General features: G+C 67.7%; 25 protein-coding genes. 6 read left to right on the top strand and 19 right to left on the bottom strand.

Translation table 11 applies throughout. The features are described from left to right. A partial coding sequence (locus FEI13_RS16255) for a hypothetical protein (RefSeq protein WP_158294560.1) occupies window positions 1–217 on the top strand: 217 nt, incomplete at its 5' end. A gap of 17 nt (window positions 218–234) precedes the next feature. On the opposite strand, the gene efp is transcribed toward FEI13_RS16255, so the two are convergent. Further along, complete coding sequence (gene efp, locus FEI13_RS16250) at window positions 235–801, bottom strand: elongation factor P (RefSeq protein ID WP_138182561.1); 567 nt, start codon at window positions 799–801, stop codon at window positions 235–237. Window positions 802–909: 108 nt separating this feature from the next. Here efp and epmB point away from each other — a divergent pair, with 108 nt between their 5' ends. Next, complete coding sequence (gene epmB, locus FEI13_RS16245; protein ID WP_138182560.1) at window positions 910–1947, top strand: EF-P beta-lysylation protein EpmB; 1038 nt, start codon at window positions 910–912, stop codon at window positions 1945–1947. A 158-nt stretch (window positions 1948–2105) separates the two neighbouring features. On the opposite strand, the gene leuA is transcribed toward epmB, so the two are convergent. From leuA to pgi, 7 genes are all read right to left on the bottom strand, one after another. Further along, on the bottom strand, window positions 2106–3812 hold the full coding sequence (leuA, locus tag FEI13_RS16240) for a 2-isopropylmalate synthase (protein ID WP_138182565.1): 1707 nt from the start codon (window positions 3810–3812) through the stop codon (window positions 2106–2108). Window positions 3813–4175: 363 nt separating this feature from the next. Continuing rightward, complete coding sequence (locus FEI13_RS16235; RefSeq protein ID WP_138182559.1) at window positions 4176–5033, bottom strand: ion transporter; 858 nt, start codon at window positions 5031–5033, stop codon at window positions 4176–4178. Beyond that, window positions 5030–6244 (bottom strand): phosphoserine phosphatase SerB, encoded by a 1215-nt coding sequence (gene serB / locus FEI13_RS16230; protein ID WP_138182558.1) that lies wholly within the window; start codon window positions 6242–6244, stop codon window positions 5030–5032. The genes FEI13_RS16235 and serB overlap by 4 nt, the downstream gene beginning before the upstream one ends. Window positions 6245–6349: 105 nt before the next feature. Further along, complete coding sequence (gene parC, locus FEI13_RS16225) at window positions 6350–8611, bottom strand: DNA topoisomerase IV subunit A (protein WP_138182557.1); 2262 nt, start codon at window positions 8609–8611, stop codon at window positions 6350–6352. Between the two features lie 192 nt (window positions 8612–8803). Beyond that, window positions 8804–10684, bottom strand: a complete 1881-nt coding sequence (parE, locus tag FEI13_RS16220) for a DNA topoisomerase IV subunit B (RefSeq protein ID WP_138182556.1) — start codon at window positions 10682–10684, stop codon at window positions 8804–8806. 3 nt (window positions 10685–10687) lie between these two features. Further along, window positions 10688–11359 carry a YqiA/YcfP family alpha/beta fold hydrolase gene (locus FEI13_RS16215; protein ID WP_138182555.1) on the bottom strand — a complete coding sequence of 224 codons (672 nt, stop codon included), beginning with the start codon at window positions 11357–11359 and terminating at the stop codon, window positions 10688–10690. Window positions 11360–11390: 31 nt separating this feature from the next. After that, window positions 11391–13070, bottom strand: coding sequence for a glucose-6-phosphate isomerase (pgi, locus tag FEI13_RS16210; protein ID WP_138182554.1), 1680 nt, complete (start codon window positions 13068–13070; stop codon window positions 11391–11393). An 85-nt stretch (window positions 13071–13155) separates the two neighbouring features. Here pgi and cmoA point away from each other — a divergent pair, with 85 nt between their 5' ends. Beyond that, on the top strand, window positions 13156–13902 hold the full coding sequence (cmoA, locus tag FEI13_RS16205) for a carboxy-S-adenosyl-L-methionine synthase CmoA (RefSeq protein ID WP_138182553.1): 747 nt from the start codon (window positions 13156–13158) through the stop codon (window positions 13900–13902). Window positions 13903–13914: 12 nt separating this feature from the next. Continuing rightward, window positions 13915–14907, top strand: coding sequence for a tRNA 5-methoxyuridine(34)/uridine 5-oxyacetic acid(34) synthase CmoB (gene cmoB / locus FEI13_RS16200; protein WP_138182552.1), 993 nt, complete (start codon window positions 13915–13917; stop codon window positions 14905–14907). Here the strand turns inward: cmoB and FEI13_RS16195 are convergent. From FEI13_RS16195 to FEI13_RS16155, 9 genes are all read right to left on the bottom strand, one after another. Continuing rightward, a complete protein-coding gene (locus tag FEI13_RS16195) occupies window positions 14885–15619 on the bottom strand; it encodes an RNA polymerase sigma factor (protein WP_138182551.1) in 735 nt (244 codons plus the stop codon). The two genes, cmoB and FEI13_RS16195, sit on opposite strands and share 23 nt — an antisense overlap. Next, a complete protein-coding gene (locus FEI13_RS16190) occupies window positions 15616–16149 on the bottom strand; it encodes a plastocyanin/azurin family copper-binding protein (protein WP_138182550.1) in 534 nt (177 codons plus the stop codon). The genes FEI13_RS16195 and FEI13_RS16190 overlap by 4 nt, the downstream gene beginning before the upstream one ends. Then, window positions 16146–16580, bottom strand: coding sequence for a hypothetical protein (locus FEI13_RS16185; protein WP_138182549.1), 435 nt, complete (start codon window positions 16578–16580; stop codon window positions 16146–16148). Before FEI13_RS16185 ends, FEI13_RS16190 begins: the two co-directional genes overlap by 4 nt. 222 nt (window positions 16581–16802) lie before the next feature. Next, entirely contained in the window at window positions 16803–17477 is a 675-nt protein-coding gene (locus FEI13_RS16180; RefSeq protein ID WP_138182548.1) for a zinc metallopeptidase, read from the bottom strand. Window positions 17478–17611: 134 nt separating this feature from the next. Then, window positions 17612–19036 carry a sulfate adenylyltransferase subunit CysN gene (cysN, locus tag FEI13_RS16175; RefSeq protein WP_138182547.1) on the bottom strand — a complete coding sequence of 475 codons (1425 nt, stop codon included), beginning with the start codon at window positions 19034–19036 and terminating at the stop codon, window positions 17612–17614. A gap of 202 nt (window positions 19037–19238) precedes the next feature. Beyond that, the gene (cysD, locus tag FEI13_RS16170) at window positions 19239–20210 is read right to left on the bottom strand and encodes a sulfate adenylyltransferase subunit CysD (RefSeq protein ID WP_240036549.1); all 972 of its coding nucleotides are present in this window, start codon (window positions 20208–20210) and stop codon (window positions 19239–19241) included. Between the two features lie 156 nt (window positions 20211–20366). Next, window positions 20367–21101 carry a phosphodiesterase gene (locus tag FEI13_RS16165; protein ID WP_138182546.1) on the bottom strand — a complete coding sequence of 245 codons (735 nt, stop codon included), beginning with the start codon at window positions 21099–21101 and terminating at the stop codon, window positions 20367–20369. 79 nt (window positions 21102–21180) lie between these two features. Beyond that, a complete protein-coding gene (locus FEI13_RS16160; RefSeq protein WP_138182545.1) occupies window positions 21181–21624 on the bottom strand; it encodes a DUF1249 domain-containing protein in 444 nt (147 codons plus the stop codon). A gap of 1 nt (window position 21625) precedes the next feature. After that, window positions 21626–22276 (bottom strand): NUDIX domain-containing protein, encoded by a 651-nt coding sequence (locus FEI13_RS16155; protein ID WP_138182544.1) that lies wholly within the window; start codon window positions 22274–22276, stop codon window positions 21626–21628. 320 nt (window positions 22277–22596) lie between these two features. Here FEI13_RS16155 and greB point away from each other — a divergent pair, with 320 nt between their 5' ends. After that, window positions 22597–23130, top strand: coding sequence for a transcription elongation factor GreB (gene greB, locus FEI13_RS16150; RefSeq protein ID WP_138182543.1), 534 nt, complete (start codon window positions 22597–22599; stop codon window positions 23128–23130). A 308-nt stretch (window positions 23131–23438) separates the two neighbouring features. Beyond that, window positions 23439–23732, top strand: a complete 294-nt coding sequence (locus FEI13_RS16145; RefSeq protein WP_138182542.1) for an EF-hand domain-containing protein — start codon at window positions 23439–23441, stop codon at window positions 23730–23732. 59 nt (window positions 23733–23791) lie between these two features. Here the strand turns inward: FEI13_RS16145 and FEI13_RS16140 are convergent, their stop codons facing one another. After that, window positions 23792–24829 (bottom strand): methyltransferase, encoded by a 1038-nt coding sequence (locus tag FEI13_RS16140; protein ID WP_138182541.1) that lies wholly within the window; start codon window positions 24827–24829, stop codon window positions 23792–23794. Then, the gene (locus FEI13_RS16135; protein ID WP_138182540.1) at window positions 24826–25635 is read right to left on the bottom strand and encodes a methyltransferase domain-containing protein; all 810 of its coding nucleotides are present in this window, start codon (window positions 25633–25635) and stop codon (window positions 24826–24828) included. The genes FEI13_RS16140 and FEI13_RS16135 overlap by 4 nt, the downstream gene beginning before the upstream one ends. Window positions 25636–25716 lie beyond the last annotated feature (81 nt).

Genomic DNA, 25716 nt, shown 5'->3' with positions numbered 1-25716 from the left:
GCTGGAAGCTGGAAGCTGGAAGCTGGAAGCTGGAAGCTGGAAGCTGGAAGCTGGAAGCTGGAAGCTGGAAGCTGGAAAACAGCTTGCCGCCCAACCCTGGAGTCAAGGGTTTTTCTTCCCGCTTCAAGCTTATAGCTTCAAGCTCCCGGCGAAGCCGGGTCGAGTTGTCTTCCAGCTTCCAGGCGCGAAGCGCCGCTCTTCCAGCTTCAAGCTCTAGCCCGGGCGAAACCCGGTTCAGGCGCGGGAGACGTACTCGCCGCTGCGCGTATCGACCTTGAGCACCTCGCCCTCGTTGATGAAGAGCGGCACGCGGACCACGGCGCCGGAGGAGAGAGTCGCCGGCTTGGAGCCGCCCTGGGCGGTGTCGCCCTTGAGGCCCGGGTCGGTCTCGGTGACCTCGAGCTCGATGAAGTTCGGCGGGGTGACGCTGATGGCGTTATCGTTCCACAGCGTCACGGTGTAGGGCACCTGCTCCTTGAGCCACTTCTCGGTGTCGCCCAGGGCGCGCTTCTCGACCGCGTACTGCTCGAAGGAGCCGTCGGTCTTCATGAAGTACCACATGTCGCCGTCGGTGTAGAGATACTCCATCTCCAGCTCCATGACGTCGGCGGCCTCCAGGGAGTCGCCGGACTTGAAGGTGTGCTCCAGGACGCGACCGGTCATCAGGTTGCGCAACTTGACGCGGTTGAAGGCCTGGCCCTTGCCCGGCTTGACGAGCTCGTTCTCGACGATGCTGCACGGATCGCCGTCGAGCATCACCTTCAGACCGCCCTTGAATTCGTTGGTAGAATAGTTGGCCATGATCGCTTATCCATATTCGAGCGTGCCACCGGCCGAGACCGGCGGCACGCGCAAGCAGATGAAGTGTCACGGGGGCCTGGCCCCCGTACGCATTGACTGGTGTGCCGCATGATAACCCGAAGCAGCGCCCTTTTGCAGCGCCCCGCCCCGGAGACCCAGCCCCTCCCCGTACAGGCTCGCTGGCAGACTCAGCTGGCCGGGGCAATCCGCGATCCCCGCGAGCTGTGCCGCCGCCTGGGCCTCGACACGGCCTGGCAGGACGGCGCCGCGCGTGGCCACGCGCTCTTTGAGGTGCGGGTGCCCGAGGCCTATCTGGCCCGCATCCGCCCTGGCGACCCCTCGGACCCCTTGCTGCACCAGGTGCTGCCGCTCATTGAGGAGGACCACCCGGTGGCCGGCTACGTGGCCGATCCCCTGGCCGAGGCCGAGCACACCCCGGCCAGGGGACTGATCCACAAGTACGCCGGCCGCGTGCTGCTGATCGCGAGCCCCGCCTGCGCGGTGAACTGCCGCTACTGTTTTCGCCGTCACTTCCCCTACGCGGAGAACGCCCCCTCCCGGGCGCAGTGGGAAGAGAGCCTCGACTATATCCGGGAGGATCCGACGATCCGCGAGGCGATACTCTCCGGCGGCGACCCCCTGGCGGCGAGCGATCGTCAGCTGGCTTGGCTGGTCGAGCGGCTGGACGCCATCCCGCATCTCAGGCGCCTGCGCATCCACACCCGCTTGCCAGTGGTGATCCCCGAGCGCATCGACGCCGCCCTGCTCGGCTGGCTCTCCGCCACCCGCCTGCAGAAGGTGATGGTGCTGCACATCAATCATGCCAACGAGATCGACGAGGCCGTCATCGCCGCATGCCGCCGGCTGAGCGACGCCGGCGTGACCCTGCTCAACCAGAGCGTGCTGCTGCGCGGGGTCAACGACTCGGTGGAGGCCCTGGCCGCGCTCTCCGAACGGCTCTTCGAGGCCGGTGTTCTGCCCTACTACCTGCACGTGCTCGATCCGGTGGCCGGGGCGGCGCACTTCGACGTAAGCGACGACCAAGCCCGCGAACTGGTCGCGGGCCTGCGCGAGGTGCTGCCCGGCTTCCTGATGCCGCGACTGGTCCGGGAGATTCCCGGCGAGGCCAGTAAGACACCCTTGTGAGCCGTAAGCTGGAAGCTGGAAGCTGGAAGCTGGAAGCTGGAAGCTGGAAGCTGGAAGCTGGAAGCTGGAAGACCAGCATGGTAGTGGGCCAGACAGAAGCAACCCCACCGGGACGGCCCGATGGGGTTGTTCTTTCTTCAAGCTTCAGGCTTCCAGCTTCAAGCTAACGTAGCGGCGGTGACGTTGGGGGCCGGCGCCTCGGTGGAGAGCTTGCGGTTGATCGCGCTCATCACGCCCTTGATGGAGGCGCTGGTGATGCTCTCGTCGGTGCCGACGCCGAACACCGCCTCGCCGCCGACGCGCACCTCCACGTAGGCGATCGCCTCGGCGTCGGCGCCCTGACCACGGGAGTGCTCGTGGTAGTCGATGATCTCCACGTCATGGCCCTCGGCGGCCAGCGCCTTGACGAAGGCAGCCAGCGGGCCGTTGCCCTGCCCCTGAATGATGCGGCGCTCGCCATGCTCCTCGATGGTCGCCTCGAGGCTCACGGTCGGGCTGTCCGGCTCGGAGGCCATGCGATGGCTGATCAGGGCGAAGGGTTCGCGCTGCTCCAGGTACTCGTCGAGGAAGGCCTGGTAGATCATCTGCGAGGTGATCTCCTTACCCAGCCGGTCGGCGACTTCCTGCACCACCTGGCTGAACTCGATGGAGAGCCGGCGCGGCAGCTCGATGCCGTGCTCCTGCTCGAGCAGGTAGGAGATGCCACCCTTGCCGGACTGGCTGTTGACGCGGATCACCGCCTCGTAGCTGCGGCCGACATCCAGCGGGTCGATGGGCAGGTAGGGCACCTCCCAGACGTCATTCTCGGCCTCGCGGCGCGCGGCCATGCCCTTCTTGATGGCGTCCTGGTGGGAGCCCGAGAAGGCCGTGAACACCAGGTCGCCCACGTAGGGGTGGCGCGGATGCACCGGCAGCTGGTTGCAGTACTCCACCTCACGCATGATCGGCGTGATGTTGGAGAAGTCGAGCCCCGGGTGCACACCCTGGGTGTAGAGGTTCATGGCCAGGGTGACGAGGTCGACGTTGCCGGTGCGCTCGCCGTTGCCGAACAGACAGCCCTCGACCCGGTCGGCACCGCCCATCACGGCGAGCTCGGCGGCGGCCACGCCGGTGCCGCGGTCGTTATGCGGGTGCACGCTGACGATCAGGTGATCGCGATGGTCGACGTGGCGACAGAACCACTCCACCTGGTCGGCGTAGTTGTTGGGCGTCGCGCACTCCACGGTCGCCGGCAGGTTGACGATCATCGGCGCCTCGACGCTGGCGCCGAAGGCCGCCTCCACCGCGTCGACGATCTCCACGGCGAAGTCCATCTCGGTGGTGGAGAAGAGCTCCGGGGAGTACTGGAAGGTCCAGTGGGTCTCCGGCGCCGTCGCCATGTGCTCGCGGATCCGGGTGGTGGCGTCCACGGCGATCTGGATGCATTCGGGCTTGTCGACGTTGAACACCACGCGGCGAAACACCGGATCGGTGGCGTTGTAGACGTGAACGATGGCGTTCTTCGCGCCCTTCAGCGACTCGAAGGTGCGATCGATCAGGTGCGGGCGGGCCTGGGTGAGCACCTGGATATGCACGTCGTCCGGCACCTTGTCTTCCTCGATCAGGGCGCGCACGAAGTCGAAGTCGGTCTGGGAGGCCGAGGGGAAGCCCACCTCGATCTGCTTGAAGCCAATCTTGACCAGCAGGTCGAAGAGGCGCTGCTTGCGCTCCTGGTCCATGGGGTCGATCAGGGCCTGGTTGCCATCGCGCAGGTCGACGGCGCACCACTGGGGCGGCGTCTCGATGCGCCGGCTTGGCCACTGGCGGTCGGGCAGGTCGACGGCCACGAAGGGGCGGTACTTGGTAGCGGGGTTATCGAGCATCATGGTGGCGTTCTCCCAGGTGTGCGGCGGCATTCAGAAGGCGATTCGTCAACAACGATCAGTCGGAAACAGCGACGCCCCGTCGGCCAAGGGCGGACGGGGCGTCGAGGGTACAACGTGATTGCACACGACCGGACGCGATGCCTGGTGGCACCCGTGGGCGATGGCAACAACGGCAATGTTCATGGCGCGGATACTGCGGGTGGTGGACATGCTACAACCTCGTTTCGACCGGGACGTGCTCGCTAGCGGCGGGCGAAGCGACGGCGATGCAGACTGCACCGCCCGTCGCGCTCAGCGGCGGGCTAGGGGTAGTCGTAGGTCGAGAACGAAGTGGCGCGATGTCATTTTCATGCCCCTAGAAGATCAGTCTTCGCCGCGCCTGTCAACTCCACTCCCCTCACGACGGGGGCCCAATGCCGCCTCCATGCGGTCGAGCTGGTCGCGCAGCGCGCGCACGTCGTGGCGCAGCCCATGCAGCTCCGCGGCCTCGCCCTCGCCGCTCTCGATCTCCATCTGCACGCTCTCCTTCTGCATCACGTCGAGCACGATGCCGATCATCATGTTGAGGAAGATGAAGGCGGTGAGGAAGATGAAGGTCAGGTAGTAGATCCAGCTCCAGGCATAAAGCTCCTGGGTGGCATACATCACGTCGGTCCAGTCCTCGAAGGTCGCTACCCGGAACAGGGTCAGCATGGCCGTCGAGATATTGCCCCACAGGAAGTCGTCCACCTCGGCGAACAGGAAGCTGCCGAGCGCCGCGTAGATGTAGAAGATGATGAACATCAGCAGGGCCACATAGCCCATCCGCGGGATCGACTTGACCAGCGCGGCCATCAGCAGGCGCAGCTCGGGGATCATCGACACCAGGCGCAGCACCCGGAAGATGCGCAGCAGCCGCGCCAGCAGCACCATCTCCGAGTCGTCCAGGGGAATCAGGCTGGCGGTCACGATCAGGAAGTCGAAAACGTTCCAGCCCTGGCGGAAGAAGTCGCGCAGGCGCTTCTCGGCAGCCATGCGAATCAGGATCTCCACCAGGAAGAACACCGTCACCGCCACGTCCATCGCCAGCAGCCACTGCTGGAAGCGGCTGGTCTCCTCGTAGGTCTTGGCGCCGATCAACAGCGCCGAGAGGATGATGATGGCGATGACCGTCAGCTCGAAGGCCTTGTGGGCGCGCAGGCGCTCGAAACTCGCCTGCCAGGCCTGGAAGGTCTTGCTCACCGCGGCGGCTCCTCCAGGTCGCCCTGGCGATAGCCGATCAGGTAGAGCACCGCATCGAGCCCCAGGGTAGAGATCGACTGGCGCGCCTGGGCCCTGACCAGCGGCTTGGCGCGAAAGGCGATGCCGAGCCCGGCGGCGGCGAGCATCTTCAGGTCGTTGGCGCCGTCGCCCACGGCGATGGTCTGTTCCATGACCAGCCCCTCGCGACTGGCGATCTCTTGCAGCAGCACGGCCTTGCGATCGGCGTCGATGATCGGCTCGCGGACCTCACCGGTCACCTTGCCATCCTCGATCAGCAGCTCGTTGGCGTGCACCTCGTCGAAGCCGAGCGTCTCCTGGAGGTGGCGGGCGAAGTAGGTGAAGCCGCCGGAGAGGATGGCGGTACGATAGCCCAGCCGCTTGAGGTGCTTCATCAGCCGTTCCAGGCCGTCCATCAGCGGAAGCTCCCGGGCGATCTCGGCCAGCACCGACTCGTCGAGTCCCTTGAGCTTCTCCATGCGCTCGCGGAAGCTCTGCTGGAAGTCCAGCTCGCCGCGCATGGCCCGCTCGGTGACCGCGGCGACCTCGTCATAGACGCCATGACGGCGCGCCAGCTCGTCGATTACCTCGGCCTGGATCAGGGTGGAGTCCATATCGAAGCACACCAGGCGACGGTGGCGACGCCAGATGGAGTCCTCCTGGATGGCGATGTCCACGCCGTGCATGGCGCCCAGCGCCAGGGCCTTCTCACGTAGCGACTCCAGGTCGACCTCCTCGCCGCGTAGCCAGCACTCCACGCAAGCGCCATGCTCGGGCACGCCGCCGTCCAGCGGCTCGCGGCCGGAGAGGCGGTGGATCAGCTCCACGGTCAGGCCGTGCTCGGCGGTGAGCGCGCCCACCTCGGCGAGAATCCCGGCGGGCAGGTGCGGCGCCAGCAGGGTCAGGATCAGCCGCGGCTGACTGGCCGCCGCACTCCAGCGCTGGTAGTCCTCGGCACTGACCTGGATCGCCTGGATATCGAGCCCCAGGGCATCGCCGGCCGTGGCGAGCGCCCCCTCCAGGTCGCTCTCGTGGGCGAGCCCCACCAGCGCTTCCAGCGACAGGATGCCGAAGGTCACGCTCTGGTTGATGTCCAGCAGGCGGGCGCCGCTGGCCGCCAGCGCCTTGCCCAGCCCGGCCAGCTGGCCGGGGCGCGCCGTACCGGTGGCGCGAATCAACAGTCGTCTAGTCATTGCAACCCCTTTGATGAGCTGTAAGCCGTAAGCTATAAGCTGTAAGTAACCTCATGATAGGCATGTTTTTCTTACAGCTTACGGCTTCCGGCGAAGCCTGGGACTTCAAGCTTCCGGCTTCAAGCTTTCCAATCGATCGACCTTCTGCAGCCCGCGAGGCAGCTTGCTGCCCCGCCGGCCGCGTTCACCGCGATAATAGTCCAGGTCCGCCGCCTTGAGGGTCAGCTTGCGCTTACCGGCGTGCACCACCAGGGCGGCGCCGGCCGGCAGCATCACCAGGTCGCGCAGGAACTCCTCGCGACGCGCGGCCCGGGCGCCGGGGATATCGATCATCTTGTTGCCCTTGCCCTTGGCCATCTCCGGCAGCTGGGCGAGGGGGAAGACCAGCAGTCGTCCCTCGTTGGAGACCGCCGCCACGCTGGCCTCCTCCAGCGACGACACCTCCAGCGGCGGCAGCACGTTGCAGCCCTTGGGCACGCTGAGGATCGCCTTGCCGGACTTGTTCTTGCCGGTGAGCTCCTCGAGCCGGGCGACGAAGCCATAGCCCCCGTCCGAGGCGAGCAGGTAGCGGGTCTCGGGCGGCGCCAGCATCAGGCCCGCCATGTGGGCCCCGGCCACCACGTTGACGCGGCCGGTGACCGGCTCGCCCTGGCCGCGAGCGCTGGGCAGGTTGTGTGCCGACAGGGTGTAGGCGCGGCCGGTGTCGTCGAGCAGCACCAGCGGCTGGTTAGTCTTGCCCCGGACGGCGAGGTGGAAGCGGTCACCGGCCTTGTAGGAGAGCCCGGCGGGATCGATCTCGTGACCCTTGGCGCTGCGGATCCAGCCCTTCTCGGAGAGCACCACGGTGACCGGATCGGCGCCGACCAGTTCGACCTCGGAAAGCGCCTTCGCCTCCTGGCGCTCGACCAGCGGCGAGCGGCGCGCGTCGCCGTGCGCCTCGCCCGCCTCGCGCAGCTCCGCCTCGATCAGATCGGTGAGCTTGGCCTCGTTGCCGAGCAGCGCCTGCAGGTGCTTGCGCTCGGCCTCCAGGTCATCCTGCTCGCCGCGGATCTTCATCTCCTCGAGCTTGGCGAGGTGGCGCAGGCGCAGCTCGAGGATCGCCTCGGCCTGGCGGTCGCTGAGGCCGAAGGCCTCGATCAGCGCGGCCTTGGGCTCATCCTCCTCGCGGATGATGCGGATCACCTCGTCGAGGTTGAGGTAGGCGGCCAGCAGGCCCTCGAGGATGTGCAGGCGGTCCTCGACCTTGCCCAGGCGGTGCTCGAGGCGCCGGCGCACCGTGGCGCGCCGGAAGCGCAGCCACTCGCCAAGCAGGTCGGGCAGCGCCATCACCCGCGGCCGGCCGTCCAGGCCGATCACGTTCATGTTGACGCGGATGTTCTTCTCGAGGTCGGTGGTGGCGAACAGGTGCGCCATCAGCGCCTCGATGTCGACGCGGTTGGAGCGCGGCTCGATCACCAGCCGGGTCGGCTCCTCGTGGGTCGACTCGTCGCGCAGGTCGGCGACCATGGGCAGCTTCTTGGCCTGCATCTGGGCGGCGATCTGCTCGAGCACCTTGGCGCCGCTGACCTGGTAGGGCAGCGCGGTGACCACCACGTTGCCCTCCTCGCGCACGTAGCGTCCGCGCAGCTTCACCGAGCCGCGCCCGCCCTCGTAGAGCTTTCGCAGGTCGGCCCGGGAGGTGATGATCTCCGCCTCGGTGGGAAAGTCCGGGGCCGGCAGGTACTCGAGCAGATCGACGGTGGTCGCCTCGGGATGGCGAAGCAGGTGGCAGGTGGCCTCGACCACCTCGCCCACGTTATGGGGCGGGATGTCGGTGGCCATGCCCACGGCGATGCCGGTGCCGCCGTTGAGCAGCACATGGGGCAGGCGCGCCGGCAGCACCACCGGCTCGTTCATGGTGCCGTCGAAGTTGGGGGTCCAGTCGACGGTACCCTGGCCGAGCTCGGCGAGCAGCACCTCGGCGAACTTCGACAGCCGTGCCTCGGTATAGCGCATCGCCGCGAAGGACTTGGGATCGTCGGGGCTGCCCCAGTTGCCCTGGCCGTCGACCAGCGGGTAGCGGTAGCTGAATGGCTGCGCCATCAGCACCATCGCCTCGTAGCAGGCGCTGTCGCCGTGGGGATGGAACTTGCCCAGCACGTCGCCGACGGTGCGCGCCGACTTCTTGTACTTGGCGTTGGCACCAAGCGCCAGCTCGCGCATGGCATAGACGATGCGCCGCTGCACCGGCTTCATGCCATCGCCGATATGGGGCAGGGCTCGGTCGAGGATGACGTACATCGAGTAGTCGAGGTACGCCTTCTCGGTGTATTCGCGCAGCGAAAGGCGCTCGACGTCGCCCTCCGCCACCTGGATATCCATACTCATAGCTCGGTGGCCTTGTTCACACTTGTGGAGTCATCGAGGACTGCGCCCCCTTCAACCGCTGTGATGAGCTGTAAGCTTTAAGCCGTAAGCTGTAAGAAAAACCGGGGTTCATGGGGTTACTTACAGCTTAAAGCTTACGGCTTACAGCTACAGGCGAAGCCTGCTTGGCTTACAGCTCCCGGCGCAGCCGGGTCATACTTCGATATCGGCGAGGTTGCCGTAGTCCTCGAGCCAGCTCTTGCGGTCGGGGGCACGCTTCTTGGCCAGCAGCATGTCCATCATCTCCATGGTGCCGTCGCCGACCTCGCGGGTGAGCTGCACCAGGCGACGGGTCTCGACGGCCATGGTGGTCTCGCGCAGCTGCAGCGGGCTCATCTCGCCCAGGCCCTTGAAGCGCTGCACGTTCACGGTGCCGCGCTTGCCCTCGAGCTTGCGCAGGATGGCGGCCTTCTCGCTCTCGTCCAGGGCATAGTGCACCTCCTTGCCCAGGTCGATGCGGTAGAGCGGCGGCATGGCCACGAAGACATGGCCGGCATCGACCAGCGCCGGGAAGTGGCGCACGAAGAGCGCGCACAGCAGGGTCGCGATATGCAGGCCGTCGGAGTCGGCATCGGCGAGGATGCAGATCTTGTGGTAGCGCAGCTTGGTGAGATTATCGCTGCCCGGGTCCATGCCCACGGCGACGGCGATGTCGTGGACCTCCTGGGAGCCGTAGATATCATGGGACTCCACCTCCCAGGTATTCAGTATCTTGCCGCGCAGCGGCAGGATCGCCTGGGTCTCGCGGTTGCGTGCCTGCTTGGCGCTGCCCCCGGCCGAGTCGCCTTCGACCAGGAAGAGCTCGCTGCCGGCCGGGTCCTGACCCGAGCAGTCGGCCAGCTTGCCGGGCAGCGCCGGGCCCGAGGTGACCTTCTTGCGCGCCACCTTCTTGGCGCTCTTCTGGCGGCGCTGGGCGGCACTGATGACCAGCTCGGCCAGCGCCTCCGCCTGGTCGACGTGGTGGTTGAGCCACAGCGAGAAGGCGTCCTTGACCACGCCGGAGACGAAGCCCGCCACGGTGCGCGACGACAGCCGCTCCTTGGTCTGGCCGGCGAACTGCGGGTCGAGCATCTTCACCGAGAACACGTAGGAGACCCGCTCCCAGAGATCCTCGGCGGTGAGCTTGACGCCCCGCGGCAGCAGGCTTCGGTACTCGCAGAACTCGCGCAGCGCATCGAGCAGACCGGCGCGCAGGCCGTTGACGTGGGTGCCGCCCTGGGGCGTGGGAATCAGGTTGACGTAGCTCTCCAGGAGCGCCTCGCCGCCCTCGGGCAGCCACTGGATCGCCCAGTCGACCCCGTGCTCGTCATCGGCGAAATGACCGATGAAGGGCGAGGCGGGCAGCACCTCATAGCCGTCGGTGGCCTGGGCCAGGTAGTCACGCAGGCCGTCGGCGTACTGCCAGACGCTCTGGTTGCCGTCGGGCTCGATCAGGGTGACCTCGAGGCCCGAGCAGAGCACCGCCTTGGCGCGCAGCAGGTGCTTGAGCCGCGAGAGCGAGAGCCGAGGGCTGTCGAAGTAGCCCTCCTCGGGCCAGAAGCGCAACACCGTGCCGCGAGCCCGCTTGGGGGCGCTGCCGATCACTTGCAGGGGGGAGGCCTTCTCGCCGTGCTCGAAGGCCATGCCGTGGCGGCTGCCCTCGCGCAGTACTTCGACCTCCAGGCGCTTTGACAGGGCATTGACCACCGAGACCCCGACGCCGTGCAGGCCGCCGGAGAAGCGGTAGCTCGACTGGGAGAACTTCCCGCCGGCGTGCAGCCGGGTCATGATCAGCTCGACCCCGGAGACGCCATGCTCCGGGTGGATGTCGATGGGCATGCCGCGTCCATCGTCGGAGACCTCGACGCCGCCGTCCTCGAAGAGGCGGACGGTGATCGCCCCGGCATGACCGGCCAGCGCCTCATCGACGCTGTTGTCGATGACCTCCTGGACCAGGTGATTGGGCCGCGAGGTATCGGTATACATGCCGGGGCGCTTGCGCACCGGCTCGAGGCCGGAGAGGACCTCGATGGAGCTGGCACTGTATTGCGTCATGCATCACCCAAAATGGTTACGATCGTTCGTTTCGCCCGGGACACCGGCGGACTGGTGACCGGCGAGCCGCGGCGACGCCAGGGCGTGGCCGCCGTGGGCCAGAATCGCCGGCAGGTAGTCCGCCAGGGCCGCGAAGCCGTGATCCCCCCGGGGGTGCAAGATGGCTCGCGCGCCCCGGTAGAGGGCGAAGGCCCGCCGGGGATCCAGGGTCTCGTCGGCCGTGCCCAGCAGCAGCAGGTAGCGCTCGGCCGTCACCTGCGCGGGCGTCAGCGCCTCGAGCTCCTCGAGATGCTCAGGCTCGATGGCGAAGCGCTCGCCGGTGTAGGCATTGTCGAAGCGCTGGCCGACCCAGCCCGCCACCAGCGTCGCCGGGGCCACCGCCGGGTTGATCAGCGCCCCGGCAAGGTCGTGGCGCTCGGCGAGCAGGGTGGCCAGGAAGCCGCCCATGGAGCTGCCCACCACCAGCGGGGCGGGCCCCAGCTCGGCGAGGCGCACCTCGGCGCAGGCCAGGGCGGCCCGCGGCCGGTGCGGCAGCTGCGGCGTGGCGCAGGGCAGCCCGAGCCGCGCGCAGGCCGCGCGCACCAGGCCCGCCTTGGGCGAGCCGCTGCCGCTGTTGAACCCGTGCAGGTAGAGCACCCCGCTGGCCACCGGCCTTCTCGAGGCGGCGCTCAGCATACCGCAACCCCTGTACATGCAGCCAGTGTCATCACGAACCGCGTTCCGCCGCCCAGGCGGCCTCGATCAGGCCCCGTGTAGAGTCGTCCATGGTCGTGATGTCGGCATGGTGCTCGAGGATCCGCTGCGTCTCGCCGGCGATCTTCTTGCCCAGCTCCACGCCCCACTGGTCGAAGGGGTTGACGTCCCAGATGGTCGCCTGGACGAACACCTTGTGCTCATACAGGGCGATCAGCGCCCCCAGGGTCGCCGGGGTCAGCCGCTCCAGCAGCAGGGTGCTGGAGGGTTGGTTGCCGCGATAGCGCTTGTGCACCGGGCGCGGCCCGTCCTCCTCGATGGCCTCGTCGCCGAGCATCAGCGCCCGCGACTGGGCGAAGCAGTTGGCGAGCGTCAGGCGATGCTGGCCCATCAGGTGATTCCGGGTGGCCGGGTCCTCGACGTCCTCGTAGCGCACCAGGGGGGCGATGAAGTCGCACTCCACCGCCTGGGTGCCCTGGTGGAGCAGCTGGTAGAAGGCGTGCTGGGCGTTGGGGCCGAGCTGGCCCCACAGCACCGGGCAAGTGGAGTAGCCGACGGCCTGGCCATCATGGGTCACCGACTTGCCGTTGGACTCCATCTCCAGCTGCTCGAGATAGGCGGCGAAGTACTCCAGCCGGCCATCATAGGGCAGGATCGAGTGGGCGCGGATGTCGAGGAAGTTGACGTTCCAGATCCCCGCCAGGGCCAGCAGCACCGGCAGGTTGTCCTCGAGGGGCGCCTCGCGGAAGTGGCTATCCAGGGCGTGGGCCCCGGCGAGCAGCTCGCGAAAATTCGCCATGCCCACCGCCAGGGCGATGGGCAGGCCGATGCCGCCCCATAGGGAGTAGCGCCCACCGACCCACTCCCAGAACTCCAGCTGATGCGCCTCGGCGATGCCCCACTCGCTCATCTTCTCGGGACTCGCCGAGATGCCGATGAAGTGCTGCTGCATGACGAGCTCGGCATCGACGCCCTCCTCGCCACCCTCGCCCATCAGGCGCGCCATCAGCCAGTCACGGGCGGTGCGCGCGTTGGAGAGGGTGTCGATGGTGGTGAAGGACTTCGACGAGAGCACGAAGAGGGTGGTCTCGGGGTTGAGCCGCGCCAGGTAGTCGGCCAGCTGGGAGCCGTCCATGGTGGAGGCGAAGTGCACGTCGACGGCGTGCACGCCCCGGGGCCGGTAGTCGGCCAGGGCGTGGGTCACCATCAGCGGCCCCAAGTCGGAGCCGCCGACGCCGAGGTTGACCACGTCGCGGATCGCCTTGCCGGTGGCGCCCCGCCACTGCCCGGCATGGAAGCGCTCGACCATGGTCGCCATGCGATCCAGCGTGGCGTGCACCGAGGGCACCAGGTCCTCGCCCTCCACCACCAGGCTCGCCTCGGCCGGCAGCCGCAAGGCGGTGTGCAGGGCCGGACGATCCTCGCTGCGATTGACCCGCTCCCCGGCAAGCAGGGCGCGGATCGCCTCGGGCACCTCGGCCTCGCGGGCCAGGTCGAGCAGTCGGTCCAGGGTCTCGTCGCTCCAGCGCTGCTTGGAGAGATCCAGGGTCAACCCCGCCGCCCGGCGGGTGAAGGCGCCGTGGCGCCCCGACGCGCCGGCGAAGAGTTCGCTCAGGTGGGTGGTACGCATCTCGCGGGCGTGCCTGGCCAGGGCCTGCCAGGCATCGCGCTGGTCGATCGTGGGGTGTGTCATGGCTTCCTCCTTGACGTCCTGTCGTGCAGCCGGCGTAGGCGAGGCGTAGAATAACGCCCCTTTCTGACGATATCCGGCCTGTTCCATGAGTGACGCATCTTACCGTGACGCGATCTTTTCGACACCCCTGGACCGGGTGGCGCGCTTCTCCTTCGACGAGCAGGTCGTCGCCTGCTTTCCCGACATGATTCGCCGCTCGGTGCCGGGCTACGGCCAGATACTGGGCATGCTGGGCCTGATCGCCGGTCGCCACCTGCGCCACGGCGCCCAGGTCTATGACCTCGGCTGCTCGCTGGGCGCCGCCGGCCTGGCACTGGCCGGCACCCTGGCGCCGGACGCCTTCCGCTACACCGGGGTGGATCTCTCCCCGGCCATGGTCGCGCGGGCCAGGGAGACCCTGGCGGCGGAGTGCCCCGATCACGCCATGGAGGTGCTCGAGGGTGATATCCGCCACCTGGACTACACCCCCGCTGGCATGATCGTGCTCAACTTCACCCTGCAGTTCCTCGCCCCTGAGGACCGCGACGCGGTGATCGCGACGCTTTTCGCGGCCCTGGAGCCCGGCGGCGTGCTGGTCCTATCGGAGAAGATCCAGGCCGCCGACGAGCAGGAGAACGCCTGGCTGGTGGAGCGCTACCACGACTTCAAGCGCGCCAACGGCTACAGCGAGATGGAGATCAGCCAGAAGCGCACGGCGCTGGAGAACGTGCTGGTACCGGACACCCTGGAGGGCCATCACGCCCGCCTGGCCCGGGCCGGTTTCCCGCGCAGCCAGACCTGGTTCCAGTTCCTCAACTTCGCCTCGCTGATCGCCTTCAAGGACTGCCGCTAAAAGGAGCCCCCCGTGCCGATCGCACCGGAACATCGCGACCTCTACCGCGCCTTCCTCGACCAAGGGCTCGACACCTGGCTGGCCCGCCTGCCCGACCAGCTGGCCCGGGGACTCGACCGCCAGCGCTTCGGCGACCTGCCGGCCTGGGAGAAGGCCGTGGCTAAGCTCCCCGCGCTGCCCGCGACGCGACGCGTCGACCTCACCCGCGACACGGTGAGCGTCGAGGCCGAGTTGAGCCAGAGCCAGCGCCGCCAGGCCGAGAACCTGCTGAGAAAGCTCGTGCCCTGGCGCAAGGGGCCCTACTGCCTCGGCGGGGTGCACATCGACACCGAATGGCACTCCGACTGGAAGTGGCAGCGGGTGGCCCCGCACCTGGCGCCACTCAAGGGCCGCCGGGTGCTCGACGTGGGCGGCGGCAACGGCTATCACGCCTGGCGCATGGCCGGGGCCGGGGCCGCCTTCGTGCTGGTGATCGACCCCTCGCCGCGCTTCTTCTGGCAGTTCCAGGCGGTGCGCCACTTCGTCGGCGACGCCGATGATCACCGCACCCACTTCCTGCCGGTGGGCATCGAGGAGGTGCCCGAGCGGCTCGCCTTCTTCGACACGGTGTTCTCCATGGGCGTGCTCTATCACCGCCCCTCGCCGCTGGAGCATCTCGTGCAGCTGAAGGAGACCCTGCGTCCGGGCGGCGAGCTGGTGCTGGAGACCCTGGTGGTCGAGGGCGACGCCACCACGGTGCTGCTGCCCGGGGAGCGCTACGCCGCCATGCCCAACGTCTACTTCCTGCCCTCCTCCGCCGCGCTCTGCCAGTGGCTCGAGCGCTGCGGGTTCGAGAACGTACGGGTGGTGGATGAGGCGGTGACCACCACCGACGAGCAGCGCGCCACCGACTGGATGACCTTCCAGTCGCTGGCCGATTTCCTGGACCCCGACGACCCGACCCGTACCCGGGAGGGCTACCCGACCCCGCGTCGCGCGGTGGTCATCGCCGACCGGCCGGGTTGATTCTCCCCGCCGACACGAGCCGCTCGACAACGCGCTCCGCCATGCCGGCACAGCGCGCGCCATCGAAGGGAAACACCTCGCCGAAGCCTCCCTTCATCTTCGCCTCCAGACGAGCACGCAGCTTGCGGCGCGCCCGAAACAGACGCGTCTTGATGGTCGCGGGATTGATGCCCAGATCCCGGGCGATGGCGAAGACGCCCATGCCTTCGACCTCATGCATCACGAACGGCAGCCGGAACTCCGGCGCCAGTTCGTCGAGCGCCTCTTCCAACAGCGTTCGAAACTCGCGACGACCCAGCCCCGCCTCGAGGGCGTCGGGGCCGATACCGGGAAAGATCACCACGGTGTCATCGGTATCACGCTCATCCACGGTATCGTACTCCTCCAACGGACGCCGACGACGCCACTGCATCCTGGCCTGGTTGATGGTGATGCGGGTCAGCCAGGTGGAGAAGCGCGCCGTGCCGCGAAAGGTGTCGAGCCGTGTGAAGGCCGCCATATAGGCCTCCTGCACCGCCTCTTCCGCGGCGGCGTCGCTGTCCAGTAGGCCACGCGCGATGCGAAACAGCCGCGGGTTGAAGCGTCGCACCAGCTCGCGCACCGCCGCCTCGTCGCCACGCCGTGCCCGGGCGACCAGTTCGCCTTCCGCCTCACCGGCAAGCGCCGACGCCAGCTGTGCGGGCGACTCAAGACCGCGTACACCATGCGTCATGCAGCCTCCTCCGGCATCACCTGGCCGTGTGCAAGAATCTTCTCTACCGACGGCAGCGCCGCCAGTGCCGCGGCGGCGACGTGGGTCGTCTCGACGACCTCCCTCTGCCAGCCTGGCGTCTCCGGGATACCCACCACGATGCGCCCTACCATGCCCGCCCGCTCATGGGGCTGGCAGTAGTAGTCATAGACCCCCGGGGCGTCCAGCACCACCTCGAAGGTGTCACCCGGCAGCAGAAACCCGCTGTGAAACGGTATAGCCGCATCGGGAACACGGTTCGGCCGCTCGAAGTTCATCGGATGATAGGCCGTCGCCGTATGACTATTGCCAGGATCACGGTTGACGAAGCGCACACGCGTCGATGGCGCCACCGCGACCCCCAGTGGCGTGAACCACACCCGCTCGCCGCGCGCCGTGCCGCGCATGGCGATCTCGACCTCGGGAGCCGGCCGAGCGATGGCCAGGGGCAGCGCGGCCAGAGCGGCGATGCCGCCGCTCATGGCCAGAAACCGGCGTCGAGACAGGCTCATGGCGACAGCCTCGCTTTCGCTTCGCTGTCGTGGAACAGCACGACATGGGCATGGGGCTCATCCACGCCGGGGTGGCCGGCGTTGTAGTAGATATCCACCGACTCGGCATGGTGCCGGCCCACCGCCATATCATTGAAGGCCGTTCCTTCCTCCAGCGCCGCCAGGGGCGTCATATAGACGGTCGCCGACAGCCGCCCCTCGCGATCATAGGCCAGGAAGGGGCCGGCCGGCAGGGTATCGGGGTCGACGAAGAGCGTGCCGAGCCCAGGGATAAACTCCGGCAGCGGCAAGGCATCACTGACCTTGATGAAGGGCGCCGTGGGCGGCGCCTGGCGCAACGCTTCCTCATCATGGGCCAGTGCCTGTGAGGAGAGGCCGCCCAGCAGCCCGGCCACTCCCAGTCCGATTGTCAGTTTCTTGAAGGTATTCATGGTGACTCCTCCCCTCCAGCGGGTTGATGATGCGCACCAGCGGCGCATCTACCCGTTGGTTGCAGCGGCGCCGCTCAAGGTTTCCAACCTCTCGGGTTAAAGTGGGTCGTGACCTCTGCAATGAACGTGGACGGCCGGCAGACACGCAAAAGCCGCTCCGATGAGCGGCTTTTGCGTTGTTGGCAGGCCTCGCCTGCCTCCAGTTCATCGTAGGCCCAGCCTTCAGCGCCTGAGGATCACCAGCCAGCGCCCCAGGTTGAGGACGCTGGCTAGCGACGCCGCCACGTAGGTGAAGGCGCAGGCGGTGAGCACGTGGCGGGCGCCGGGCATGTCTCGGGCCGGAATGTACTCCGCGAGCAGCGGCAGGGCCCGCCCGAAACTGGCATCGAACTCCACCGGCAGGGTCACCAGATGCACCAGCGCCGCGGTGCCGAAGCTGATCACCGCCAGGGCCACCACGACGACCAGGCCGCCAGGCAGGCGTGTCAGCACGAACAGGAAGGGCGCGGCCATCATCAAGAGCGCCCCGACCTTCTCGGCCTTCTGTGCCACGGCCACCAGGCGCGAGCGGGCCAGCAGCGGCGCGTAGCCCTCGCGGTGCTGGATGGCATGGCCCACCTCGTGGGCCGCCACCGTCACCGCGGTAAGCGAGCGGCCCTCGAAGTGTTCCCGGGAAAGGCGCACCCGGCGCGCTTCGGGATCGTAGTGATCGCCCTGGTCGGTCACCTCCACCCTGACCCCCTCGAGCCCCAGCCGCCGGATCAGGTGGTCGGCCAGCTCGCCCCCGGTCCCGGGATACTCCTCGCGCCCACGGGCATGGCGCGCCAGCACCCACTTCGCCCAGAGATTGGGCAGCAGGAAGAGGGCCAGCAGCAGGGCGATTGCCAGGACGATCATCGGGTCGGGCTCCGGGGCTGAGTTAGGTCATTGGACCCAGCCTACCAGAGCCGGTTTCCGAACCGCCTGCCCTAGACGACAAGAAGCCCGACGACACGGGGTCGCCGGGCTCGTTGTCGGCCGGAGTCATCGGCCTATTTGAGCAGCTCGCGCAGGTCCTTCGCCTCCCAGTGCGGGAAGTACTTGCGCACCAGGGCATTGAGTTCCAGCTCGAAGCCGGCCCAATCGACCTCGCCCGCCGGGCGAGCGCCCGACTGCGCGACACCGCGGATCATCCCCGCGCCCACCGTGAGGTTGGTGAGCCGGTCGATGACGATGAAGCTGCCGGTGCCCGGACTGCGATCGTAGTCGTCCAGCGCCACCTCGGCCGTCAGCTCGACCCGGCAGCGGGCGATGGCGTTGAGCTCGAGCCGCTCGGCCGAATGGCGCGCCTGGCTGTTGACGTCGACCTGGTGGAGGATCTCGCCGACCCGCCCCGCCACGGAGCGCCCGGCCAGGCGGATGTCGACCGGCCGCCCGGGGGCGAGGGGCTCGTCGTGCATCCACACGATATCCGCCTCGAAGGCGTCGGCCAGGGCGACCTCGGCGTCGGCGGCGACGATCCAGTCGCCCCGGGAGATATCGAGCTCATCGACCAGGGTGACGGTGATCGCCTGACCCGGCCAGGCGATATCCAGGTCGCCATCGAAGGTGACGATCCGCTCCACCGTCGAGGTCCGCCCGGAGGGCAGCACCTTGATCGCCTGACCCGGGCGCAGGATGCCCGCCTCCAGGGTGCCGGCGTAGCCGCGAAAATCCAGATCGGGGCGATTGACGATCTGCACCGGCAGGCGCAGGTCGGTCAGGTTGCGATCGCGGCTCACCTCGACGCTCTCCAGCAGCTCGAGCAGCGGCGGACCGGCGTACCAGGGCGTCTTCTCGCTGCGATTGACGACGTTGTCGCCCTCCAGCGCCGAGAGCGGCACGAAGCGGATGTCGGGGGCGTCGAGCTGCTCGGCGAAGGCGCGATACTTGGCGACGATCTCCTCGAAGCGCGCCTCGTCGAAGCCGACCAGGTCCATCTTGTTCACCGCGATCACCAGGTGCTGGATGCCCAGTAGGTCGGCGATGAAGCTGTGACGACGGGTCTGGGTCTGCACGCCGTAGCGGGCATCGATCAGGATGATCGCCAGGCTCGCCGTGGAGGCCCCGGTCGCCATGTTGCGGGTGTACTGCTCGTGGCCCGGGGTGTCGGCGATGATGAACTTGCGCTTGTCGGTGGAGAAGAAGCGGTAGGCCACGTCGATGGTGATGCCCTGCTCCCGCTCGGACTGCAGGCCATCGACCAGCAGCGCCAGGTCCACCGCCTCGCCGGTGGTGCCGCTCTTCTTCGAGGCCTGGGTAATCGCCGCCAGCTGGTCGTCGAAGATCATCTTGGAGTCGTGCAGCAGCCGCCCGATCAGGGTCGACTTGCCGTCATCGACGCTGCCGCAGGTGATGAAGCGCAGCAGGTCCTTGTTCTCGTGCTCGTGGAGGTAGGCTTCGATATCTTCCGCGATCAATTCTGACGCATGTGCCATAACACACCTATAGCTTGAAGTTGTAAGCCGGAAGCTGGAAGAACCCCAGTCGCTCCCCGGCTCACAGCCAATATCTTTCGTTGGATGGCCTTGCCGATAGCTTGTATGCCTGAAGCCTCCCGAAACCCACCAGAAGTTCCCCTTGGGTTTTCTTACAGCTTCAAGCTTTCCGCTTACGGCTTTCTAAGCGCGCTCCGCGCGCTTAGAAGTAACCCTCGCGCTTCTTCTTCTCCATGGAGCCGGCCTGATCGTGGTCGATGGCACGGCCGCTGCGCTCGCTGGTGCGGGTCAGCAGCATCTCCTGGATGATCTCGGGCAGGGTGGCCGCCCGGGACTCCACGGCGCCGGTCAGCGGATAGCAGCCGAGGGTGCGGAAGCGCACCCACTTCTCCTCGGGCACCTCGCCGGGCTCCAGCGGCAGGCGGTCGTCGTCGACCATGATCTGCATGCCGTCGCGTTCCACCACCGGACGCGGTGCGGAGAAGTAGAGCGGCACGATGGGAATGCCCTCGAGATGGATGTATTGCCAGATATCCAGCTCGGTCCAGTTGGAGAGCGGGAAGGCGCGAATCGACTCGCCCTTGTTGACCCGGGCGTTGTAGAGGTTCCACAGCTCAGGCCGCTGGCTCTTGGGGTCCCAGCGGTGGTGCCGGTCGCGGAAGGAGAACACCCGCTCCTTGGCGCGGCTGGCTTCCTCGTCGCGGCGCGCCCCGCCGAAGGCGGCGTCGAAGCCGTACTTGTCCAGCGCCTGCTTGAGGGCCGCGGTCTTCATCACGTCGGTGTAGCCGCTGGAGCCGTGGTCGAAGGGGTTGATGCCGGCGGCGCGCCCCTCCTCGTTGATGTGCTCGATCAGCTCCATGCCGGACTCCGCGGCCATGCGGTCGCGGAACTCGATCATCTCGCGGAACTTCCAGGTGGTGTTGACGTGCATCAGCGGGAACGGCGGCGGGCCGGGATAGAAGGCCTTGCGCGCCAGGTGCAGCATCACCGAGGAGTCCTTGCCGATGGAGTAGAGCATCACCGGGTTGGCAAACTCCGCCACCACCTCGCGGATGATGTGGATCGACTCGGCCTCGAGCTGCTGCAGATGGGTGAGGCGCTGGCGCGACGGTGTCGGGTCGCCGACGGCGGCCTCCACGGCGCTCTCGCGTGACGGTGTGGAAAGATGGCTCATGGCCCGGCTACCTCGCATGACGTTGGGCGGGAGAGATCATGCGACACAGGGTAACGCCGGGTCGATAATAACCCAAAAGAATCAATAACTATCTTTTTATACTTATTTTAACTACTCGATGTTAACCAGGAGAGCCTGGCGTGACGCCGCGGGCCTTCAGGGCGCGACGCGCACCACCCGGGTCTCGAGCGTGCCGGGACCCAGGTCGAGGAGGCGATAGCCCGGGCGGGCGGCCTCGTCGAGGGCGAAGGTCGTGGCGCCGGGCAGGAACTGGTCGCTGGCGGCGGGACAGCCGTAGACCGCCACCTGCCGGCCGGCCAGGAGCTTGGCGCCCTCGAAGGCCTGGTGGACATGGCCGAAGCATACCGCTCGCACCTGGCGATGCGGGGCGACAAGGCGCCAGAAGGCCTCGGCGTCGGCCAGGCCGATCGCGTCGAGCCAGGCCGTACCGATGGCCAACGGCGGGTGGTGCATGATCAAAAGCGTCGGGCGATCGTCACCGGCCAAGTGCACGTCCAGGGCCGCCAGCCGCTCGGCCCCCAGCTCCCCGCCCTCGCGACCGCGGACCTGGGTATCCAGCAGCAGCGCACGCCAGTCGCCCAGGTCGAGCTCGGCGGGCAGCGCCCGACGCTCGGCCATCAGGTCGGTGCGGTCATGGTTGCCCGGCAGCCAGCACCAGGGGGCGTCGAGCCGCGACAGGGTCCGCTCGGCCAGCCCATAGGAGGCCGCCGTCTCGTCCTGGCTGATGTCGCCGCTGACCACCACCCGATCCGGGCGCTCACGATTGACCGCCTCGACCACGGCCTCGAGCTGGCGCAGCGGCACCCCGATCCGACCGCGCGCCGCGGGGTCGGCGTAGAGGTGGCAGTCGGTGATCTGGATCAGGCGCATCGCAGGGGTTCTCGTGATCGGAGGCTAAGAGAAGGGATTCGGCATGAGGGCGCTGGACGACGGTTCGACGACGCAGTCGTCAGGGCAGCTCCGGCAGGTCGGAGTGACCGTGGGCCAGCCCGTGCTCCAGCCATTCGCCGAGGAAGCGGTTGAGCTGCAGTTTCTCGTCGGGCTGGTGCATGCGGGAATTCGGGTAGCGGTAGCGGCCGTGGAAGTGGCGCTGGCGCTGGAAGTCGGTGACCTCGGCCATGCGCACGTCGTGGTAGAGGTGCACGCGCATGCGCGGCGACTCGATCAACGCATCGAGCACCCCGCGCTGGGAGACGCGCACGATGCTGGTGTAGGGCGCCCGCTCCTGGAGCTCGAGACACAGCGCCCCCAGACGGCGCCCCTGATTGACCAGCGCCACCTCGCGGGTCTCGCCGGCCACCAGGTCACCCAGCAGCCGGCTGAGGCGGATGAAGTTGGCCGTACATTCGCCCTGCAGGGTCTTCAGGTCGGTGACATAGGCGTTTCTCGGCACGCTACCTCCTTGCTCGCATCGATGCACGCTCACCGACCAGCCAGTGGAAGGCGATCAGACACATGGCATTGTCGAGTCGTCCGGCCTGCAAGAGTTCCCAGGCACGAAGGAACGGTAGCACATGCACGCGGATATCCTCGTGCTCCTCGTCCAGCCCGTGCACCCCGCCGAGGCCGCGGCTGTCGACCAGCCCGCAGAACAGGGTGACGCGCTCGTCGCAGGCGCCGGGACTGGGGTAGTAAGCATGCAGCTCGATCAGCTCGCCCACCTCGCAGCCGGCCTCCTCCATGGCCTCGCGGCGAGCCACCTCGGCGGCACTCTCGCCGCGCTCGACCAGCCCGGCCACCACCTCGAGCTTCCAGGGGGAAGCGGGATCGTCGAGGGCCCCGGCGCGGAACTGCTCGATCAGCACCACGGCGTCGCGCTCCACGTCGTAGAGCAGCACGCCCACCGCGTCGTGTCGATGGTGCACCTCGCGCACCATGCGACCGCTCCAGCCGCCCTCGAAGAGGCGGTGGCGCAGGTGCAGCGCCTCCAGGCGGAAGAACCCGTCGTGCAGGCAGCGCCGCTCCTCCAGCACCACGTCGGCCGCCGTGAAGGGCACCTCGCGGGTGAGGTCGTGATCGTCCGCGGGCGGGCGCGTGTCGCTCATGCCGGTCTCCCGATCGTGCAAAGGGCCCATTATCGTGACCGCGGACGAGAATGCCAACCACCCGGCCCCGCCGCGCCCCCTCAGAGGCGAGCGAGCAGTGCCCTGGCGACGCTCCACCCCAGGCCGATAACGGTGGTAAGAACGATGGCGAACAGCGGACGACGGTACATGACGACTCTCCCGATGGGAGTATTGTTATGAGCGGGTCATCCGAAATGTAACGAACGTTCGAATGAACTGCCAGACGGGAGACGGGCAACGTGGCGTGTGCCGTGGCGATGGCGTATCTTGCCCCTCTCGACACCCGGAGGAGGCGAGCGATGAAGGGCCGCAACATGACGCGCTGGCGCGATCCCGCCAAGGACCCGCGTCAGGAACCCAAGAGCAACCTGATCACCGCCGAGGGGGCCGAGCGGCTGCGCGGCATTCTCGATCACCTTTCGCGGGTCAAGCGTCCGGCCCTCTCCACCAAGGTGGGCGAGGCGGCGGCGCTGGGCGATCGCAGCGAGAACGCCGACTACACCTACAACAAGAAGGAGCTCAACCGGGTCATCGCGCGCATCCGCTACCTCACCAAGCGCCTCGACGAGCTCACGGTGGTGGACCGGCTCCCCGCGGATACCGGCAAGGTCTTCTTCGGCGCCTTCGTCACCCTGGAAGATGAAGAAGGCGAGGAGCTGGCCATCCGCATCGTCGGCCACGACGAGACCGACACCACCAGGCGCTGGATCAGCGTGGATGCTCCCCTGGCGAAGGCCCTGCTGGGCAAGGGGCTCGACGACGAGGCCACGGTGGCCGCGCCGGGCGGCGAGAGTACCTACCTCATTACCGCAATCGACTACCGCCCCCCCTAGTACGGGGCGTCCCGCTCCCACCCGTGGTGCCAGCCCTTCCGTTTCGCGCCTGTAGCGGTTCGATGACAGTGTCTTCAGTGGAGAATCAGGCACTTGCCGCCGAGAGCCGAAACACGTCGCCAACCGTCGACAGATTCACCCCCTGCCGGGGGTACCTGCCCACGACACCTCTCTCGAATTCGTACCCATCCTTCTGTTTTTCAATCAATTTCTCTCCAACTGGCATAAAGATGGCTTCATGCAGGACAAGCGAGCCACCCGGCTCGTGGTCGATCAAGAGTGTTCACTGAAATCTCAGGAGAAGCACCATGAAGACACTACCCCTGAAATCGATGTTGCTGGCCGTCGCCCTGCTGTTCGGTAGCGGTGTGGCCATCGCCGAAGGCACAGACAAGTTTACCGAGCTGGATGCCAACCAGGATGGTTCACTGAGCCAGGAAGAAGTCTCCGGCGTTGAAGGGCTGGAGTTCGAGTCCGCCGACTCGGACGGGAATGGCTCCTTGAGCCAAGAGGAGTTCAAGACGGCCCAGAAAGACTGGAAAGGAGAAGGCATGAAAGGTGAAGGCAGCGCAGAGGGCATGGAAGGCGAAAAGACCTACTAATCACCTTTCCCCACCTCCCCACCCGGCAGCCGGTTCCTCCGGCTGCCTCCTTGCATGTCTCAACGCTTATAGGCCGTGACGGCCGGCGAGGCCTCACAGACGCTGGCGGCATAGACCCGGAAACGGCGATCGTCGGCGAGAATCTCGAAGCCGCCGAAGGCAGCCTCCAGCAGGTCCGGGTAGGGCAGGAAGGCGTTGGCCACCAGCAACAGCTGGCCACCCGGCTTCAGGTGCTTGGGCGCCTCGCGGATCAGCCGCCCCGCCGGGCCGTAGTCGATGGCCCGCTCCTGGTGGAAGGGCGGGTTACTGACGATGGCATCGAAGCGCCGGGCGCCGAGCGCCGCGTAGACGTCGCTGGCCAGCGCCTCGCCGGCCAGGCCGTTGGCCTCGAGCGTGCGCCGGGTCGCCTCCACCGCGAAGCCGTTGACGTCCGTCGCGGTGACCCGGGCGCCGCGGCGCGCCAGCCAGGCGGCGAGGATGCCGTCGCCGCAGCCGAGGTCCAGGATATCGGCCGCCGCAGGGGCCTCGCCCAGCCCCAGCGCCTCGGGCAGCGTGCCCAGCAGCAGTCGGGTGCCCTCGTCGAGCTTGCCGTGGCCGAACACCCCGGGATGGCTGGCTAGCCGCATACCCTCGGCCTCGAAACTCGTCCAGGCCGCGTCGGGGTCGATGCCCACCCGGTCCAGGCGCGTCGCGTAGAGCCCGCAGCGTCGGGCGCTGTCGAGCTTGCGACAGCCCAGCCCCAGCGCCGCCAGCACCTTGAGCACACGCTTGATGCCGCCCTGATTCTCACCGACCAGCTGCAGCGGGGTGCCCGGCGGCAGGTGGGCGCAGAGCCACAGCAGCCACCATTCGCCCAGCGCATGGCTCTTGGGCCAGAACAGCACCGCCCCGGGGGGTGCCACGTCGACGGCCTCGAAGGGCGAGGCCGTCGGGAGCCCCCGGGCCTGCCAGGCCGTGCTCAGCGCCATGTCGGCGCTGAGCAGGCTGCCCTGCCCCGCCTCCAGCCAGGCGTCTCTTGGCGGCGCCACCCAGAGCCAGCCGCGATAGTCGAACGCCTGTCGCTCCAGCAGCTGGCAGACGGGGGTCTCGGCACTCATGGGGTAGCCTCCTGTGGTGCATGCATCGGGCGCTCCAGGGTGTAGAGCAGATAGCGGCCGAGCCGCCAATGGGGGTCGACCCGGCAGTAACGGTGCTCGAGCGCCAGCAGGCGCTCCCGGTCGGCCTCGCTCTCCGGCGGCTGGCGCAGATAGTCGGCGAACACCCGGATGCCCGCTACCTCGCGGATCACGAGGTCGTTCTCGGCACTCCAGGCCTCCACCTGCCCGTGGGTCAGCGGCGAGATCGGCGTCAACCGCTTGCGCAGCCCCTTGCCCTCCAGGCGATCCGCCACGGCCTTCTCCAGGTTGCCCTTGACGACGTTGGAGAGCCTGAGCGCATCGCGATTGAACACCATCAGCGAGAGCTGGCCACCCGGTGCGAGCAGGCCGGCCAGGGTGGCCAGGGCCCCACGCGGATCGGCCAGCCACTCGAGCACGGCATGGCAGGCGATCAGCGCCCAGGGGCCGGGCGCCTGCTCGGGCAGGGCCTGCAGCGGTACCTGGAGGAAGCTCACGTCGTGCCCCGCCAGATGCTCTCGAGCCCGCACGAGCATCTCGCCGGAGGGCTCGGCCAGGGTCACCGCGTGACCGCGCTCGGCGAACCAGCCGGCCAGTTGGCCAAGGCCGCCGCCGACATCGAGCAGCGGCTGCCCCTCGAGCTCGAGCATCTCGGGCAGCAGGCGATCGAGCAGCGCCAGGCGCAGCTCGCCCCGGGTGCCACCATAGAGGCTCGCGGAAAACTTGTCGGCCAGGCCGTCGAAGTGACGATCGCCAGCAGGCGAGAGAGGAGAGACGGGTTCGATCATGCCGGCCACCGGAAGCGAAGATGGGAGGCATTCTACCCGGGAATCGCGCCGGACTCATGGCCCGCGGTACCTCCCCGGGCG

This window comes from Halomonas urmiana, assembly GCF_005780185.1.
Classification (GTDB): domain Bacteria; phylum Pseudomonadota; class Gammaproteobacteria; order Pseudomonadales; family Halomonadaceae; genus Halomonas; species Halomonas urmiana.
The sequence above is the reverse complement of the archived record's forward strand: the minus strand, read 5'-3'. Positions and strand labels throughout refer to the sequence as shown.